At 40.9% G+C, this 15,580-nt stretch carries 18 protein-coding genes; all 18 read right to left on the bottom strand.

All coding sequences use genetic code 11. From position 1 onward, the window contains the following. Positions 1-130 precede the first annotated feature (130 nt). A complete protein-coding gene (locus NYE63_RS00330) occupies positions 131-361 on the bottom strand; it encodes an anti-sigma-F factor Fin family protein (protein ID WP_034316319.1) in 231 nt (76 codons plus the stop codon). A 105-nt stretch (positions 362-466) separates the two neighbouring features. Next, complete coding sequence (gene pth, locus NYE63_RS00325) at positions 467-1,027, bottom strand: aminoacyl-tRNA hydrolase (RefSeq protein ID WP_342603709.1); 561 nt, start codon at positions 1,025-1,027, stop codon at positions 467-469. Positions 1,028-1,284: 257 nt separating this feature from the next. Continuing rightward, complete coding sequence (locus NYE63_RS00320) at positions 1,285-1,923, bottom strand: 50S ribosomal protein L25/general stress protein Ctc (RefSeq protein WP_342603708.1); 639 nt, start codon at positions 1,921-1,923, stop codon at positions 1,285-1,287. 172 nt (positions 1,924-2,095) lie between these two features. Then, complete coding sequence (locus NYE63_RS00315) at positions 2,096-2,848, bottom strand: ATP-binding cassette domain-containing protein (RefSeq protein WP_342603707.1); 753 nt, start codon at positions 2,846-2,848, stop codon at positions 2,096-2,098. Between the two features lie 13 nt (positions 2,849-2,861). Next, positions 2,862-3,638, bottom strand: coding sequence for an aliphatic sulfonate ABC transporter permease SsuC (gene ssuC, locus NYE63_RS00310; protein ID WP_342603706.1), 777 nt, complete (start codon positions 3,636-3,638; stop codon positions 2,862-2,864). Further along, positions 3,613-4,779: an FMNH2-dependent alkanesulfonate monooxygenase gene (gene ssuD, locus NYE63_RS00305; protein ID WP_342603705.1), complete on the bottom strand. Its 1,167-nt coding sequence runs from the start codon at positions 4,777-4,779 to the stop codon at positions 3,613-3,615. Before ssuD ends, ssuC begins: the two co-directional genes overlap by 26 nt. A gap of 13 nt (positions 4,780-4,792) precedes the next feature. Then, complete coding sequence (locus tag NYE63_RS00300) at positions 4,793-5,773, bottom strand: sulfonate ABC transporter substrate-binding protein (RefSeq protein WP_342603704.1); 981 nt, start codon at positions 5,771-5,773, stop codon at positions 4,793-4,795. 310 nt (positions 5,774-6,083) lie between these two features. Beyond that, positions 6,084-7,037 (bottom strand): ribose-phosphate diphosphokinase, encoded by a 954-nt coding sequence (locus NYE63_RS00295; RefSeq protein WP_057276495.1) that lies wholly within the window; start codon positions 7,035-7,037, stop codon positions 6,084-6,086. A gap of 15 nt (positions 7,038-7,052) precedes the next feature. Further along, positions 7,053-8,426, bottom strand: a complete 1,374-nt coding sequence (glmU, locus tag NYE63_RS00290; RefSeq protein ID WP_342603703.1) for a bifunctional UDP-N-acetylglucosamine diphosphorylase/glucosamine-1-phosphate N-acetyltransferase GlmU — start codon at positions 8,424-8,426, stop codon at positions 7,053-7,055. A 637-nt stretch (positions 8,427-9,063) separates the two neighbouring features. Beyond that, positions 9,064-9,360: a septation regulator SpoVG gene (gene spoVG, locus NYE63_RS00285; protein WP_034316332.1), complete on the bottom strand. Its 297-nt coding sequence runs from the start codon at positions 9,358-9,360 to the stop codon at positions 9,064-9,066. Between the two features lie 193 nt (positions 9,361-9,553). Beyond that, on the bottom strand, positions 9,554-9,928 hold the full coding sequence (locus tag NYE63_RS00280; protein WP_063235909.1) for a RidA family protein: 375 nt from the start codon (positions 9,926-9,928) through the stop codon (positions 9,554-9,556). A 13-nt stretch (positions 9,929-9,941) separates the two neighbouring features. After that, complete coding sequence (gene purR, locus NYE63_RS00275) at positions 9,942-10,766, bottom strand: pur operon repressor (RefSeq protein ID WP_289314096.1); 825 nt, start codon at positions 10,764-10,766, stop codon at positions 9,942-9,944. 61 nt (positions 10,767-10,827) lie between these two features. Further along, positions 10,828-11,697, bottom strand: coding sequence for a 4-(cytidine 5'-diphospho)-2-C-methyl-D-erythritol kinase (gene ispE, locus NYE63_RS00270; protein ID WP_034316338.1), 870 nt, complete (start codon positions 11,695-11,697; stop codon positions 10,828-10,830). Between the two features lie 323 nt (positions 11,698-12,020). Further along, positions 12,021-12,197, bottom strand: a complete 177-nt coding sequence (locus NYE63_RS00265; protein ID WP_342603702.1) for a small, acid-soluble spore protein, alpha/beta type — start codon at positions 12,195-12,197, stop codon at positions 12,021-12,023. A gap of 151 nt (positions 12,198-12,348) precedes the next feature. After that, complete coding sequence (locus tag NYE63_RS00260) at positions 12,349-12,600, bottom strand: Veg family protein (RefSeq protein WP_061440325.1); 252 nt, start codon at positions 12,598-12,600, stop codon at positions 12,349-12,351. 314 nt (positions 12,601-12,914) lie between these two features. Then, positions 12,915-13,793 (bottom strand): sporulation peptidase YabG, encoded by an 879-nt coding sequence (yabG, locus tag NYE63_RS00255; protein ID WP_342603701.1) that lies wholly within the window; start codon positions 13,791-13,793, stop codon positions 12,915-12,917. A gap of 192 nt (positions 13,794-13,985) precedes the next feature. Beyond that, positions 13,986-14,864, bottom strand: a complete 879-nt coding sequence (gene rsmA, locus NYE63_RS00250) for a 16S rRNA (adenine(1518)-N(6)/adenine(1519)-N(6))-dimethyltransferase RsmA (RefSeq protein WP_342603700.1) — start codon at positions 14,862-14,864, stop codon at positions 13,986-13,988. Continuing rightward, the gene (gene rnmV / locus NYE63_RS00245) at positions 14,857-15,420 is read right to left on the bottom strand and encodes a ribonuclease M5 (RefSeq protein WP_342603699.1); all 564 of its coding nucleotides are present in this window, start codon (positions 15,418-15,420) and stop codon (positions 14,857-14,859) included. Before rnmV ends, rsmA begins: the two co-directional genes overlap by 8 nt. Positions 15,421-15,580: the final 160 nt, after the last annotated feature.

Here is a 15,580-nt window from a genome sequence, read left to right as displayed (position 1 = left end):
AAACATTTGAAATCCTTGTATTTGAACTTGGCCATTTAACCAAGCGTCTCTTTATTAACTAACGGCAATGTGCCCTGGTATTCCAGACAAACGGAAAAATGCTTTGGATTTTGTCCAAAGCCCTCTCCCGCTAATGAATAATATAATCGTTTTCATATAAATCAGGGTTTCTTTGCAGCGATTCATGGCAATCTTCACATATCGCCCTTACATGCATATCCCCTTCAGAATCATAAACGATCATCTCTTGTCGCTCTTCATCGGTAAGTTGATTAAAACCTAACTGCTCCGTACTCAGTGAGTGTGCCTCGATTGAGCCCAGCTTAGTTCCGCAATGTCGGCATCGATAATGGAGAGCCATTTGGTAACCCCCTATTTTAGTAATAGTGTTAGTATGTACAAAAGTAGAGGGTTTTTATTCAGCGAAACAGGAAGATATTATTCTTTACTTATATCTACTCTCTGCTTATTGGTTATATTCGTTCATGACCTGTATAAATGGTTTTTCAATCCAGGCTTCACAAGAAGCTGCGCTTTTTTCGATCGTTGCCCCGACATGATCCCACTCTTCAGGCGAAAAACGCCCTAATACATAATCAGATACCGGAATACGGCCAATCGGGCGGCCAATGCCTATTCTGATTCGATTGAATTCTTGCGTACCCAAATGGGCAATTGAAGATTTTATCCCATTATGACCGCCTGCACTTCCTTTTTGACGAAGGCGAAGCTTCCCTGGAGGCAAATCAAGGTCATCATATATAATGACTACATCCGCAATATCCACCTTAAAGAAATGCATGACAGCCGAAATGGATTCTCCTGACAAATTCATGTAGGTTAAGGGTTTAAGCAATAAAACCTTTTCTCCCTTTACCATTCCTGCTCCATATATTCCCTTATGTTTTGCTTGATCAAGTGGAATTGACCATCTTTTCGATAACTCATCTATTACTTCAAATCCGACGTTATGCCGAGTTTTTTCATATTGTTTACCTGGGTTCCCTAACCCTACAATAATTTTCATGATTCACACTCCGTCATTACGGTTATTTAGGGAGTTACGCTGGGACGAAGTTTTCCCAAGATCTGACCTTAGAAAAATAGTACCCTAATTTCCAGCTGGCCTGCAAGCGACCGGAGAACTAATTAGGAAAAAACCTAATTAAAGGAACCATTTCCGAAAAATGGTCCGGTTTAAATTGATGCATCCAGAGATTGAAAAGACGTAACTCATTAAGAGCTACGCCTATTATATCACGATTCACTTGTTTAATCCCGACATCATGACTCTGGTGATGCCTTGGTTTCCCTGCCTTCTTCATTTTCAGGGATACCGCCATCTTGCTGTTCACCTGTACTTATTTCCTCTTCCTGACGAGGGGCCAAAACAGATGCAACGACTTCTTCACCAGCGTTTTCGATTGTAACTTGCTTATTCGTTTGGATATCGGATATATAGATTGTATCCCCTACCTGAAGTTCGGTAACGTCAACATCGATGGAGTCGGGAATGTCATTAGGTTTAGCCGTAACCGTCACTTCATGAAGGGACTGCTGAAGGACCCCACCGTCTTTCACGCCTTTAGAAACACCGACAAGGTTAACGCGAACTTGTGCCTGTAATTGAGCGGACATATTTACAATTAAAAAGTCTGCATGATAAATGGAGTTCTTAATTGGATCCTTTTGATAGTCAGAGAGCATGACTTTATAACTCGTACCTTCCAAGTCCAAAGAAATGATTCCATTACGGCCTATTTCCTTGATTGTCTTTTGCAGCTCAATATTATTGACTGAAATGGCCGTACTGTCATTTTTATTGCCATATACTATCGCAGGGATTTCGCCATTTTCTCTCAAATTCCTTAAATTAGAGTGTTTTGAATCCGTACGTTCTTTTGCAGCTAATATATTACTCATACATCCTCCGCCTTCCTAAATATTAATTACAAGTTTCTCTATATTTAACATTTCCCTAAATGGCGAATCATTAAACATGGAAGGTAAAACCCAAAGGGAGCAAAAAGAGGATAAACATATGGTAAACATAGGAATTCTCTGCAAAATCTTTTTTCATTCTTTTTTCTCTAATTCAAGCGTGAATCGCTTTGTTTTCCATTTCCCCCTCAACTTGCATCACTCGGTTAAGGATTTGAGCTGCTAGTGATGAATATTGAATACTATCCTTTTTCCGCGGTCTCGGCAGATTGATTTCCTTATTCATGACGACTTTGCCTTCTTCGATTAATATGACACGGTCGGCAAGCATTACGGCTTCTTCAACATCATGTGTAACAAGTAAGGCAGTAAAGTCCCTTTTCCTCCATAGTTCTTCAATCAGCCTTTGCATGCCAATTCTCGTCAAAGCATCCAATGCCCCTAACGGCTCATCCAAGAGGAGAATGTCAGGTTGGTTCACCAATGCCCTCGCTAATGCAACCCTTTGTTTTTGCCCGCCAGATAAAACGGACGGCCAATCATTTGCTCGATCTGCAAGGCCCACTTGCTCCAGTAATTCCATAGCATTTGGCTTCCAATCCCCTTTCAATCCTACACCAATATTTTCAAGGATTTTTTTCCAAGGAAAAAGCCTTCCATCCTGAAACATCGTACGTGACGATTTATTTAATCCATTCAATGGCTTTCCATTCACCAGTATCTGCCCGCCCGTCGGCTTTTCCAGTCCTGCCACAAGACGAAGCAAGGTGCTCTTTCCACATCCGCTCTTACCGACAATGGCTACAAATTCCCCTTTTTTAAATGTGAGGTCCATCCCCTTTAACACTTCAAACTCCCCAAAATCCTTTCTTACACCCTGCAACTCCAACGATTTTCCATTTATCATATTAATGACCTCCTCATTGGTATGATGGATGCCACTTTAAGCATCTTTTTTCAATTAATTTGGCCGCAACGTCCGATATTTTTCCCAATAAGGCATATAAGAGAATACTGAGAACAACAATATCCATCCTCATGAATTCCCGGGCATTCATAGCCATATATCCTATTCCGGAATTAGCGGATATTGTTTCCGCTACAATTAATGTGACCCACATGATTCCAAGGGAGAAGCGGATACCCACCAAAATGGATGGAAAGGCTGCAGGGAGGATAACATTCCAGAATAAAGAAAAACCACTTAACCCATAAACCCTTGCCGCTTCAATTAAATCCTTATCCACCGATTTCACTCCATGAAATGTGTTTAAATAGATAGGAAATAGAACCCCTAAAGCGACAAGGAAAATTTTCGCTTCTTCTTCTATACCAAACCATAGGATCACCAGTGGTATTAAAGCTAAATGCGGAATGTTACGCAACATCTGAAGCGATGTATCGAATAGGCTTTCAGCAATGGATGATAACCCATTTAACAACCCTAGTACAAAACCAATAATCCCGCCGATTAAAAAGCCGATGAAGGCCCGCTGAGCACTGATGCCGATATAATCTATAAGTTCCCCTGTTTTCAATAAAGTGACGCCAGCTTGAAAGACTTCAGTCGGTGCAGGCAATATCCGTTCCGACAGAATCCCCCACAAAGACAGCAGCTGCCAAGTTACCAAAAGGAGAATGGGCACAAGCCATGATATGAGGTGGAACCTATTAAACTTTTTGTTTAACTTCTGCATCTTCAATTTCACTTCCTTTTGTAGGGTAGTGGTCATTTGCCAGTATTTCCCCGAACGGACTCGTCGCTTTCGAAACCGGAACTTGCAGCTGTTCGACAGGGAGTAAAGGGAATAATAATTCCGCAACACGGTACGCTTCTTCCAGGTGAGGGTACCCAGATAAAACGAAGGATTCTATTCCGATTTCTTCATATTCCTTCATTCTGGCGGCAACATTTTCTGCACTTCCGACTAGTGCTGTACCGGCACCACCGCGCACAAGACCAACACCCGCCCATAAGTTTGGACTGATTTCGAGTGAATCCCTGTTTCCATTATGAAGTTGCGACATCCTCTTCTGTCCCACTGAATCAAATCGTTCAAAAATCTTTTGTGAATTTTCAATCATTTCATCATCTACATATTTAATGAGTTCCTCCGCTGCCTGCCAAGCTTCTTCTTCCGTTTCTCTTACAATGACATGCAAGCGAATACCAAATCTGACCTCACGTCCATACTCTGCTGCTTTTTTACGTACCTTTTCAATTTTTTCAGCCACTTGCACCGGCGGCTCACCCCAAGTCAAGTAGACATCAATATGCTTTCCCGATATATCGATGGCTGGATCGGATGAACCTCCGAAATAGAGCGGTGGGTACGGTTTTTGTACAGGTGACAACAGAATATTTCCACCTTCAACCTTTAGGTGCTCCCCTTCATAGTCCACACTCTCACCAGACATTTCCTTTCTCCAGATATCGAGAAATTCATTTGTTTGCTCATAGCGTTCCTTATGATTTAGAAACACGCCATCACCTGCCAATTCGACTGGGTCCCCCCCAGTTACAACATTGATCAAAAGACGGCCATTCGACAGCCGGTCGAAGCTTGAGGCCATACGCGCAGCTAAGGTTGGCGACATTAAACCTGGACGAATCGCAACTAAAAATTTCATTCTTTCCGTTGCGGAAATCAGTGAAGAGCCCACTACCCATGCATCCTCACAAGACCGTCCCGTCGGAAGCAACGCCCCTTCAAAACCCAAATGATCAACCGCCTGTGCTATTTGTTTTAAATAAGGAAGCGTGATTGCCCTCCCTCCCTTTGTCGATCCTAAATAGCGACTTTCCCCATGCGATGGTAAAAACCAAAATACTTTCATTTTCATTTCCCCCTTAATTTTTTTTAACATCTGCAGATGCATCCAGAACATTAATCTTGCTTGGGATTAATTTAAGATTGTAAAACGTATCGGCAATCTTTTGTTGATCATCCAAAACCCCATTGGAAATCTCCTCAAGTCCATATTCTTTTCTATTTAATGTTTTTTCCAATGCCTCCACACTCATTCCAATTTCCGGAGATAGAAACTCAGCGACGTCGCTTGGGTTTTCTTCAATCCATTTATCAACTTTTATCAGTTCTTCTTTGATAATCTTCAAAGCCTCTTCGTTCTCGGCAAATGAATCAGTTGCCAAAAAGAATTCCCGATTCGCCACCAGCCCTTCTCCATCCTGAATCGTTTTCGTTTCAAGTTCCAATTCCGCCGCTGATAAAAATGGATCCCATATTACCCAGGCATCGATTTGGTTTCCTTCAAAAGCAGCCCTCGCATCAGCCGGTGGCAAATAGACGGGCTGAATGTCATCAAGAGTAAGACCTGCTTCCTCTAACGCTTTGACCAATAGGTAATGAACATTTGAACCTTTATTCAAGCCAACCTTCTTACCCTTTAGATCTTTCACACTTTTAATGGGTGAATCCTTTTGTACGACTATGGCCTCTCCTGATGGGTTTGCCGGCTGATTGGCAATATAGACAAGCGGAGCATTGGCTGCTTGTGCAAATATCGGCGGTGCCTCCCCTGTGTGCCCAAAATCAATGCTGCCGACATTCAAGGCTTCAAGCAGCTGAGGTCCTGCAGGGAATTCAGTCCAATCGACTGTATATCCCACTTCCTTTAAATGTGTTTCCAGCTCCCCTTTTGATTTTAAAATATTTAATGTCCCGAATTTTTGATAACCGATTCGGATGGTCTTATCCGATTCTTTTGCATCAGCACTTGTGGAACTGTTCTTTTCCTGCCCGCATGCACTTACTATCAGCATGATGATGCTGAAGATGGACAGCAGCCATATCTTTCGTTTTTTCTTCATATTCTGCACACCCTTCTTAAACTATTTATATAAAAATAAAAGGCTCCTTTTCTTCCCAATAGAACAATAGGGCAAAAAGATGCCTAATGTTCAATGGTAAGTGAAAAGGAGCCTTCGGTAGTCCGATCGGCGTTAACCAATATGCACTTGCGTTAGTACAGGTTTTCATTCCATGAATATGAATTGAATTTGTATAGTCATTTTATTATTAGTATTCATACCTGTCAACTAAGAATTTAATATTTTTTGAAAATTTCAAACAAAAATACGGCGAGCCCGAAGGCCCGCCGTGTTTTGATTAATTTTGTTATCAATCGAATAATGTGCTGACTGATTGTTCCTCATGCACACGAATAATCGCCTCTGCAATCAAAGGTGCTACAGAAAGTCCAGTAATTTTATCGATTTTCTTATCTTCAGATAGGGCAATCGAGTTAGTCACGACCAATTCCTTGATCGTTGAATTTTGAATCCTTTCGATGGCAGGACCTGAAAGGACTGGGTGTGTACAACAAGCATACACTGCTTTAGCACCATTCTCCACAAGGGCATTGGCCGCTAGTGTAATAGTGCCTGCAGTATCGATGATGTCATCAATCAGTATTGCTGTCTTCCCTTCAATATTACCAATGATGTTCATGACTTCAGCCACGTTCGGTCTTGGACGGCGCTTATCGATAATGGCAATCGGTGCTTTTAGGCGATCGGCCATTTTACGAGCACGTGTTACACCACCATGATCTGGGGAAACGATGACGATATCACTTAAATCTTTTTCCTTGAAGAAATCAGCTAAAATCGGAACAGCAACAAGGTGATCGATCAGAATATCGAAGAAACCTTGAATTTGTGGTGCGTGAAGATCTAAAGTGATAACACGGTGGGCACCAGCCGTTTCTAAAAGATTTGCGACAAGTTTAGCTGTAATCGGTTCACGCGCACGCGCTTTACGATCTTGTCGGGCATAACCGTAATATGGCATTACAATATTGATCGTTTTAGCTGAAGCACGTTTAAGAGCATCGATCATAATTAAAAGTTCCATTAAATTTTCATTGACTGGTTGGCTTGTTGATTGGATTACGTAAACGTCACAGCCACGAATACTTTCTTCAATATTAATCTGAACTTCACCGTCACTGAAACTTGTTACGCTACATTTTCCAAGTTCAACACCGATTGCAGCAGCAATTTCCTGAGCTAAATCGAAGTTTGAATTTAAAGAGAATACTTTTAAATTAGGATCTAAATACTGATTTGACATGATGACCTCCGTCGGTTATTTATTAAATTTCAAATTCTTGACATAATCTTCTTTGTTAACTTGACGAGCCCGGGCAACAGATAGGGCTTCTTGCGGTACATCTTGCGTGATGGTTGACCCAGCAGCTACATATGCCCCTTCTCCTACCGTCACAGGTGCAACCAGATTAGAATTGCAGCCTATGAAGACATTGTCTTCAATCTTCGTCAAATGTTTATTTTTCCCGTCGTAATTCACGGTAATTGATCCGCAGCCTATATTAACATTCTCCCCAACCTCTGCATCACCAATATAACTCAAGTGAGAAGCCTTGCTTCCTTCGCCAAAAACGGTCTTTTTAATTTCGACAAAATTACCGATCTTAACGGAATCCTTAATATCTGATTGAGGTCTAACATGTGCGAATGGACCGATTTTAACAAAACTTCCAATACTGCTTTCGTGTACAACCGATTGGAGGACTTCCGTTCCATCACCAATTTCACAATTACTGATTTCCGTATTCGGGCCAATCAAGCAATTCTGCCCGATAATACTTTTTCCTTTAATGAATGACCCAGGGTTAATGACTGTATCCTGTCCGATTTGTACATCCGCTTCAATGAACGTAGTAAGCGGATCGATGATCGTTACACCATTCCTCATATGCGTTTCATTGATGCGTTTCCGCAAAATTTGCTCCGCCTGCGATAAAGCCACTCGGTCATTTACACCCAATGTCTCCTCGAAATCACTGGATTGAAAGGCCGTCACCACTTCGCCTTCCTCTTTTAAGATTTCAATAACATCCGGTAAGTAATATTCTCCCTGGACATTTTCATTTGAAACTTTTTTCAGCGCGCTAAATAATGCTTGGTTATCGAAGCAATATGTACCGGTATTTATTTCCTTAACATATCTTTCTTCATCAGAGGCATCCTTATGCTCGACGATTTTTTCTACAAGTCCGCCTTCACTGCGAAGGACCCTTCCATAGCCAGCAGGGTTATCTGCATATGCTGTTAAGATTGTTGCTTTCGCCTGACTTTGCTCATGCAATGCTATAAGCTCTTTCATCGTTTCCGCTTTAATCAGAGGCGTATCACCGCAAATAACAAGGGTCGTACCACTCTTTACGGATAAAACGCTTTCCGCTTGCATTACAGCATGTGCCGTACCTAATTGCTGTTCTTGTAAGGCATACTTGCATGAATCACCAAGTTGTTCTTGAACTTTTTCAGCACCATGGCCGATGACTGTTACAATATCTTCTATCTGAAGTTGATTGACTTGATCGATAACATGTTGTACCATTGGTTTCCCGCAAACAGGGTGCAAAACCTTATAAAGCTTAGATTTCATCCTAGTACCTTGCCCAGCGGCCAATATTATTGCATAGCGATTACTCATAACAGGCCTCCATTTTCACCTTTTTATCCACTAAAAATATTATCTCAAATAGTGATGCTTTTCAAGGTAACAATTAAAAGTACATATAATTGTCAACCAATCAGGTGAAAAAAGTTCGGTTTCCGACAGGCTTACAAATGTTATTATTGGACCTTTTAGCATTATTTTATATCATGGTCGATGTCATTTTCATGAACAGCATAATATAGAAACCATGTCTCCTCCCCTTTATAACACCAGCCACCCCCATTATCCCAAAACATCGCCATGATCGCGCCATGCCCTATGTACAAGCCATTTAGGAGCACTTCACCCTTTGTTAAATCCCATTCCGAAATCAGGTTACCGTTTCATTTCATCTTCAGCACATTAGATGAAATGGAGTAAGTGGTTCCCCCTAAATCCCATGGGAATTTCAATATCAGGATGAACAAAAAGGTTTAAAAAATAAAAAGGACGGGTACTTAAACTTTTGAAGATAACAACTTATGTTTACCAATTTATTAAGCAAATGTCGGTAGGATAAGCGGATAAGTTCTAAACTGATCTGTTTTTGAATAAATAAAAAAGAGCACTACTTATGAAGTAGGCTCTAGATGCACTAATTATAAATTTAAAGTTTAAAAGTAAGGTTATTTTAAGAAGCACCTGCTCCAGCTTCCTCTAATTCAGTTTCAAGTTCTCCCAATCGATGATATTCTGTCAAGACAGCTTCTTGAATTTTCCCGCGTGTCGAGGAATTGATTGGATGAGCGATATCCCGGAATTCTCCATCTGGAGTTCGTTTACTTGGCATTGCTACAAATAAACCATTGTTTCCGTCGATCACACGAATATCATGAACCACAAATTCATTATCCAGTGTAATTGATGCGATAGCTCTCATACGACCATCCGTATTCACACGGCGTAATCTTACGTCAGTTACTTCCATTTAAGCTCACCATCCCTTTTTGTTGTTGTTAAAACTTAAAGTACATATTCAACAAAAAAACGTGAACTCCTTCTATTATCTGTAATTTTTTTAGAAAATTCAGCCTAGTTTTCAAAAATACTAAAAATCACCCTTATATTACAGGAAAATTACCCATTACGAATTCCCTTTAAAAAAATAAAAAAACGCCCGTTTATTTAACGAGCGCTACCACTTCTATTTCCACTAGTGCATCTTTAGGAAGCCGAGCAACCTCTACACAAGAGCGAGCAGGTTTGTGACCAGAAAAATATTCTCCGTATATTTCATTAATCGAACCGAAATCGTCCATACTTTTAATGAATACTGTAGCCTTAATGACAGTTTCCAATGAAGCCCCAGCTTCTTTCAATACAGCTTGGAGATTCTTAAAGACCTGGTGTGTTTGTTCCTTGACATTCCCTGTTACCATCTCACCAGAAGCAGTAAGTGGGATCTGTCCTGAACTGAAAAATAACTTATCCACGATCACGCCTTGTGAATATGGTCCGATCGCTGCCGGTGCTTCATCCGTATGTATCGTTTTCATGAAATGATTCCCCCTATTCCTTTTTCGTAAAATAATTTCCACGGCTGACCTTGATTTTTTTGTCTCTTTCGACCACCTGTGTCAACTTGATTAAAGAAACATAGTCCTCGACAAGGCACTCCTCCGTATGTTCGGATTCGACCAGCACCGCAATTCCGGCAACTGTTGCCTTAAATTCATCCAATAGACTGACCATACCGTTAATGGTACCCCCAGCCTTCATGAAATCGTCTACAATCAATACATTCGAACCCTCAACCAAGCTTCTCTTAGAGAGTACCATAGTCTGAATCCTCTTTGAAGAGCCTGAAACATAATTGATGCTCACTGTAGAACCTTCCGTTACTTTATTATTCCTACTTACAATGACAACTGGAACATTCAAATAATTTGCCACGGCGTATGCTAATGATATCCCTTTGGTTGCCATTGTCATGATGACTGAGACATTTTTCTTGGCATACATTGAAGCGATTATCCTTCCAACCTTATTCACGGTTTGCGGATGTCCTAATATGTCTGTCATATATAGATAACCGCCAGGAAGTAGCCTTTCGGGACTAGCAATCGTATCGCATAATCCGTCAATGAAAGCATTGGTTTCTTCTTCCTTGATGGACACAATATATTTCACTCCACCAGCCGCACCTGGAACGGTTGTTAAAGATCCTATCCCGCGTTGTTCAAAGGTATCCTTGATGATTGTCAAATCTTCACTGATCGAGGACTTTGCCGAACTATATCTTTCAGCAAAATAAGTCAGCGAAACAAGCTCCCCTGGATGTTCTAATAAATAATTGGTCATATCGACTAGCCTCTCGCTGCGACGAAATTTCATTGAGACACCCCCTTTGTGAATTCCGAATATTATATAGCAACTATACCACTAATGTACGTTTCTATTCAAGATTGTTTCGATCACCCAGTAAACGGACCGCATAAACTTGATCACAAAATCCGCGAAGTCCATTATAAATTCTTTGCATGCGCGAATCATGTTCCACCAATCCAAAAACGGTAGGACCACTTCCGCTCATCAAGACCGAATCTGCACCAAATGTCTTCATTTGATCTTTAATGTTCGCAACCTCTGGGTATAACTGCAATGTCACTTGTTCCAGAACATTGCCTAACCCCTCACATACATCGTGATAATTGTTTTCCATAATAGCCGAAATCATTCCAGGTACATCCGGATGTTCCATTTTTGAAGTTTGGAGCCTTTTGTATATATCTGCTGTCGAAACGCCGATCGTCGGTTTGGCCAAGATTACCCAGCATTTTGGCGGTGCAGGAAGATGCGTGATTTTTTCCCCGCGCCCTCTGGCCAATGCCGTACCTCCATATACACAAAACGAAACATCAGAGCCAATTTCAGCTCCTATTTCCGCAAGTTCATCCATGGAAAGACCAAGCTTCCACAGTCTATTTAAGCCTCTCAGGGTAGCTGCGGCATCACTGCTTCCGCCAGCAAGACCTGCGGCTACGGGTATATTTTTCTCTATAGTTATAGAAACACCTTTATTGATCCCAAAACGTTCCTTTAGAATAAATGCGGCTTGATAAGCTAAATTCCGATGATCATCCGGAACAAATCGATTATGGGATAGAATTTGAATATGATTTCCCGTTATTTCCTTTAGTTCAATTCTATCAGCAAGGTCGACTGTCGTCATGATCATTTCCACCTCATGATACCCATCAGGCCGTTTGAAAAGCACATCCAAAGCCAAATTAATTTTAGCCGGGGCTTTTTCCATAAGCTTCAATATGTCCACCTACTTTAACGTTCTTAAAAGTTCTTGTCCTATTCTATCATATTTGTTTATATTCTAAAGGTTTTTTCATCGTAATTTCAATGTAATGAAGCTAACATTGGCCCTTAGAGGAGAATAGACACATGTAGGTACTTGGGAGAGCAGCCACTTCCTGCACCCCAAAAGACTTGCTACATATCCATATAGCATTCACCGATACATAAAAAAACCAGACTCCTTAACTACAATGTAAGCAAAAATGAATAGAGCTATACATTGTATAAAGAGTCCGGCATCTTTCGACATAACGGCATGATACAATTAAGTGTTTTATCTTACTCTTTGTTCACCAATTGACGTTGTGCTTTTTCGATAGCAAGTTTTACCATGTTCCCTGCGTCCCTGGCCCGGATTCCTCCCCAGCCTTCTTTCTGGACAACATCGTAAAATCCAAGTTCTTTAGCCAATTCCTCTTTAAGATCATTTGACATAATCCCTTTGTTCCTGCTCAAGCGAAGCAACCCCTTTCACATGCCGTCACATGCCTAGTGTTTGCATCATACGCTATTTCATTACATCCTTTTTAAGCCTTAATTGGAGCTCACAGGATATTCTATACAAAACAAAAAGCAGCAAACAAAGTTGTTCGCTGCCTCGTCTAAGTTAAATCTCTTGTTGTTTGTTTAAAAATGTTAGTTCTACGGTTTCCGTTAAAACATCCGCATAGCTGTAAGATACTCTTTCAAACGCATTTTCATCTTGGTCGAGCTCAATTACAAAAACAGCCGGATAAGTTTCCGCCAAAGTTCCAAATCGTTCTACAGTCTTTCTTCTTCCACCGTTTGCTTTTAAGAGCAATCTTTTACCTAGGTTTGAATCAAGTGCAGTTTTAATATCAGCTAGAGTTTTTGGCATTTTCGGTCCACCTCACTAAGTTAAGTATATCACAATTTACAAATATACGCAAACAAAATAATAAATTATATCAGCACTTAAAAATGTAGTCAATATATTTTTATCTGAAATTCGGCAAAATCGCGAACAATTTTATTATATCCTGGGAAATGAAAAATTATGTAAACGAACTATTTCATTATTTATTAAGCCGAATTTTCGTAATTAAATCATTACCTAGTGACATTACTCAACAAAAAACCAGTTTTTTTGTGAGGATATCCGAATTCTAACCCCACCAAAAGCAAGCTGCATTCTTTCAAAATGCAGCTCGTTCATTCTTCCTGAAATGGCTTGAAAGGCAGCCCGGTCCGTAACACCCCTTTTGTCTCAATTCCTCCCAACCCCTTTTCTCCCGTTAATGTATTCCGAAGGACATCCCAAACATGAATATGATCGGAAAAAGACGTAAAGCTTATCTTTCCGACGATATATACCGGATCAAGAGCATGTATATTAACACGGGAAGGAGAACTTGCAAAATTTGCCCCCGCTTGGATCAGCGATTCGAAATGCGATTGACAAGCCCCGGCAAATATAATCAGTTGGTCTAAATGAGAAACCCTCCTTCGCGCTTCTCTAACTGTCTGTACAAAATCCTTTGAGTGACGGTAGGCATTTATATCAGACATCGGTCCTTTTGATTTTGAATAGGCATCATGACCGGTGACAACAAGGATGTCCGGCCGATAATGTTCCAACAACCCCCCGATTCTTTGGGGCATTTCCTTTTCATTGCAATAGATGCCATTGACCGGAATGCTGAATTTCTGATATAGCTCCATGCATTTCCTTAAGTAAGATGCATCCCCATCAACATGGAGGACCCTCCCTGGTATCTGAAAATATTCACCGCTATAACGATAGCCATTACTGGATTGATAGCCATTTTTTTGTTGTTGCAGCTCTAGATCTTGTGTTAATAAACGGTAGGATTGTTCTTGAAGTACCTCATTCGACCTTTGTCGATCATTTCTTTCATTATCATTAATGATCATTAAATCTTGAAAAGGTGCATCTGCAATCAGTCGGATATCCTCTCCATAAAGTATAGCTTCACGTCTTCCGTCAATATCACGGATATCGATTACCCGGAACAACACGTCGCATTTATAAGAAACCCGACCAACAATATCGTTTATTTGAATATTCATGGCCCCACCCCATGAGAAGACTTATTTTCAGCCCGCCCTAGTTTATTTTCATTCTTAAGTTATGCGAACCATTCTCGAATGGTGAAAGGTGGGAATTGATTACATTTCCGGGTACGTTCCATCATGATGCGCCAATTTCAAAATAAAAAAAGCCGGATGCTGGGAGTTACCCCATTCCGACTTGAGTCTTCTTTATTTGAAATCCGGCAATAACGCATCACTTAGGCGGCCAAATTCTTTGATGCTCAGTGTTTCTCCTCGTCTGGAAGGATCCACTTCTGCGGATTCGAGAGCGGCAAGTATGAGTTTTTTTTTCGATTTACCATCTGGCAGCTGACTGGTTAAGTTATTTAAAATCGTTTTCCGACGCTGTGCAAAGCTCGCCCGGGTCACAATGAAGAGGAAATCCTCATCCAGGACCTCGACGATTGGCTTCACGCGCCTAGTAAGGCGGATTACAGCCGAATCAACATTAGGCTGAGGCATGAATACCGTTTTGGGTACTATCATCACCGTTTCGGCTTCGGTATAATATTGAATGGCAATGGATAAAGAACCGTATTCCTTAGTCCCAGGTTTTGCAGCAATTCGATCAGCCACTTCCTTTTGCAGCATGCATACGATGCCTCTAATGGGCAGATCCTCGGACAATAGCTTTAAAATGATGGGCGTCGTGACATAGTATGGCAGATTTGCAACAACCATCAAGTCCGAGAAGCCAGCAAATTCTTCCTCGATGACCTTCTTGACATCAGCCTTGAGAACATCCCCGTGAATGATGTTTACATTGTTATAGGGAGACAGTGTATCCGATAAGATTGGCAGTAGGCGCTGATCAATCTCAAAAGCCGCAACCTTTTTGCTGCTTTTCGCTAGTTGTTCCGTCAATGCCCCGATTCCCGGCCCAATTTCGATGGCGCCGCTTTCCTCTGTCAAATTGGCATGTTCGACAATACGTTTCAAGATATTCGTATCGATTAAAAAATTTTGGCCTAAGCTCTTTTTAAAGGAGAATCCGTATTTCTTTAATATTTCTTTCGTTCTGACAGGGGTTGCAATATCCTTATTCATTTTTTTCCTCCTGATTTATCTGTACAATTGCTTTCTCAAAAGCCTCAGTTGATATTTGGAACATTTTTAGTCTCTTATATAACTGTTTACCATTGGTAAACCCGATTTTTAAAATAGATCCAAGTTTTTCCCTTCGTTCCTTGGCACCGGATCCCCCGATTAAACCTGCATCTATTAAATCCTGCTGTGAAATCTCTTCTGAAGCCTCTTCATCCATTAATTGGGCATCCTTTAAAGCATTACGAATTGCCTCAGGAGAAGCATGTTCCACACCAATTCCTCTACCTGACTTAGGAAGGGCTTCCTTCTTCGTTAAAAAGGCGTGTTTACAGCCTTTTACTTGTTCTGAAATTATATTCCTGATTTTTTGACCTGGAAAATCAGGGTCTGTGAAAATGATGGCTCCACGTGTCTTTTGTGCAAGCCTCACCTGCTCAATACAGGACTCATTCACTGCTGAACCGTTGGTTTCTATTGTATCAGCATTAACAGCCCTTTTGATCGCTACCGTATCGTCTTTTCCTTCTACAACAATAATTTCTTTAATCTTTTTCATGGTTTCCTCCATACAGAAAAGCGCAAGCGCTTTGATTAGCTCTTGGATAAACGTAACCGGTCCCCCGTAAAATTTTCTGGATAGAGAATCCAGTCAGTATCATTTATGAAAGTTCACACGCATATATTGAAATCTTATGGAATAGTGAGACGTCTATCTT

It is taken from the genome of Peribacillus sp. FSL E2-0159, from assembly GCF_038643155.1.
GTDB lineage: Bacteria > Bacillota > Bacilli > Bacillales > DSM-1321 > Peribacillus > Peribacillus simplex.
This window is presented reverse-complemented; position numbering and strand designations above follow the sequence as displayed.